The sequence below is a fragment of the Endozoicomonas sp. ONNA1 genome (assembly GCF_024606325.1).
Lineage (GTDB): Bacteria > Pseudomonadota > Gammaproteobacteria > Pseudomonadales > Endozoicomonadaceae > Endozoicomonas_A.
In genome coordinates this window covers 1-2409 of the sequence record NZ_JAHHPN010000919.1, presented here as the reverse complement: position 1 = coordinate 2409, position 2409 = coordinate 1, and the positions used below count along the sequence as shown (strand labels likewise).

The window sequence follows — 2409 nt, the reverse complement described above, 5'->3', positions numbered from 1 at the left end:
TGAGCAGGTCCGGAGTGTCCATGAGCTGATTTTTGCCCTGCATCAGCGCTTTGTAGAGGCACTGGCACCGATCGCATTGGTTTTTGGTCAGGGCAAGGTGTCCAGGAAAAAGTACATCACCTATGTTGATTACACGAGCCAGGGTGAAAATGTGCCGCTTTTGAGGCCATCCGACAAAGAATCAATCGAACAAAATGGGCGTGTAGGAACGGTCGTCAGTATGAATGATGCCTTGATTGTTAATCTGATGTTAGGCGTTCATGTGGGACTTATCGAGCTACTGGAACAGGCAGAGGGAGGGAAAGGACGAACCTTGCGACTGAAATTTACTGACCAATTTGAATTTAGCTGTTTTAAATCCGGCAAGTTTAAGCGTATGTGGTTTCTGGCACAGTTACTAAAAGAGATCGAACTGGATAAAAATGCTGGCACCATGAAAATAGACTTCAATGCCGTAGCGGGTCAAATGACCGTCGAATGCTCCCGAATGACATCACGTCCAGCCCAGCAGGATGCCTTTGAAAAAGTGATTACTGCGTTAAATGGCACGTATAATCTGGATATGCACTTGAAGAACATAGCGATTTTTAATCGTGTTGATTGGGACGTTAATGTGTTTGCACAAAAACTTAATAGCAATGGTACGACAGAAGCCGATAGATTCGCCTTTCAACATATCCTTTTCTCAATCTTTTATGACCCCCAATTTATCGGTATTCCCTTTTTTTGTGAGTTATTAAGCAGCCACCAACAGCAGTTTATTCATCATGCTAAGGAGTTATTCCTCTTCAAGGAAAGATCGGAGAACAGTTTTCGGGAAATGTTTATGAGTGACAAGATGAGTGATGACATCCGCAAGGAACTCTTACAGCATCTTTTATTGTTAGATCCTAAAAGAGCTGTTCCATTGTATGAGGATGTTTATCCCCATTTGAGAGGTAAATACTTTGTTCTCAAACCAACACATGGTTATAAGCCAGATTTCATTGTTCAACCCATTGAGCCGCATTGTGATGATCATGAAAAACCCGGCAAAGCCCTGCTGAAGTATGAGCTGACATATGCCAGCAAACGCGCCCGAAAAGATCACTCTTACATTGTCAGATTCCAAAAGAGCTTTTGTTCCATTGTATGAGGATGTGTATCCCCATTTGAGGGATAAATACTTTGCTATCGACGTCCTCAGAAGTCCATGGATGGGTCGGTAGATCGCTTGCCAGAATGGATTTCAAATCAACGGCCAACTCCGCCTTTTCAGGTTTTTTTTACAGGTTGGTCTACCCTGAAGGTTTGCGTATCTTTTGAAGGGTATGGTGTGAATTTCAGCAAATTTCTGATGGTTCTGACAGTTATTCTCGGCAATTTTTCCGGGAGTAAATGTTTTTCAGTTTTGTTATTAGGTGGTTGTGTGGTACCCAATTTTCCCGTTTTGGCCATTCCTGGTCATGAAGCTTTCATGCAAGATCTGATGGCGGCTGCCCTTGAAGTCCTGAATCGTGATTCAGACGACGATGATTATATAACTGACATGCTACCTGCCGTGCCAAAACATGTTGTCCCCTATATTCCTTCCTTCAGACACCAAAATGCTGCACCCAAAACACTGGACGAGTGCAGTATTACCTTGCCTGAAGTGCCTGACGATCCTCCTGTTCTGGTTTGTGTTCGGGAGAAAAATGAACAGGCAGCAGCGGGAGCCTCAGAGGCAGAGGACCTTGAGAGTTCATCAGAATGCAATCTGTCGGATGAGCTTGCTGCACGTCAGGAAAAAAAAACAAAGCTGACCGACGCTATTCTCGAATTACGACTTGAGTGTCTCAAACTGAGTCATACATGGGACACCTGTCTCCCCCGGGTGGATATCGATTCGGAAACCGCCCGGGAGGTAATTGACTACGCCATGGCCATGCGCTGCGGTACCGTAAAAGAGTCACCCGTCGCATACTACACGGCGCAACTGAAAAAGCAGGTGGGTACTATTAATGTACAGTCTGCAAGGGATCGTGGCAGACGGGCTGTCAATCGGCAGCCTGAGGCTGGCCCTACACCCAAATTACTCAACAACGCCAGTATTTGCGTGGACTTAATGAAGGCATTGGAGTTGGCAAAAGATGCAACAGCCATTTATGATCCCGACAGAAGGTCACTTGAGGATGATGTCAGACTGAAAGAAATCATCAATACCTATGAAACTTATCAAAAATTAAAGGAGCAGTTGGCTGGCCTACAGGCAGCCCTGCAGGTGATTGATGATATATGTAAATAGATGATTGCGTTGATTTTATCAAAGTTATTGATGACCGGGACAAGCCGCGTTACCAGCTTATTGTTACTTTTGATATTGCGTGATTCATACTGGCGACTGAACTTAATAAAAATATCATTGTCAGAAGATAAACAAAGATATCG

General features: G+C 44.3%; 2 protein-coding genes. Both read left to right on the top strand.

Going from position 1 to position 2409, the window contains the following annotated elements; translation table 11 throughout:
- A partial coding sequence (locus KDK19_RS21620; RefSeq protein WP_257274139.1) for a hypothetical protein occupies nucleotides 1-1135 on the top strand: 1135 nt, incomplete at its 5' end.
- A 321-nt stretch (nucleotides 1136-1456) separates the two neighbouring features.
- Entirely contained in the window at nucleotides 1457-2266 is an 810-nt protein-coding gene (locus KDK19_RS21615; RefSeq protein ID WP_257292922.1) for a hypothetical protein, read from the top strand.
- The last annotated feature ends 143 nt before the right edge of the window (nucleotides 2267-2409 follow it).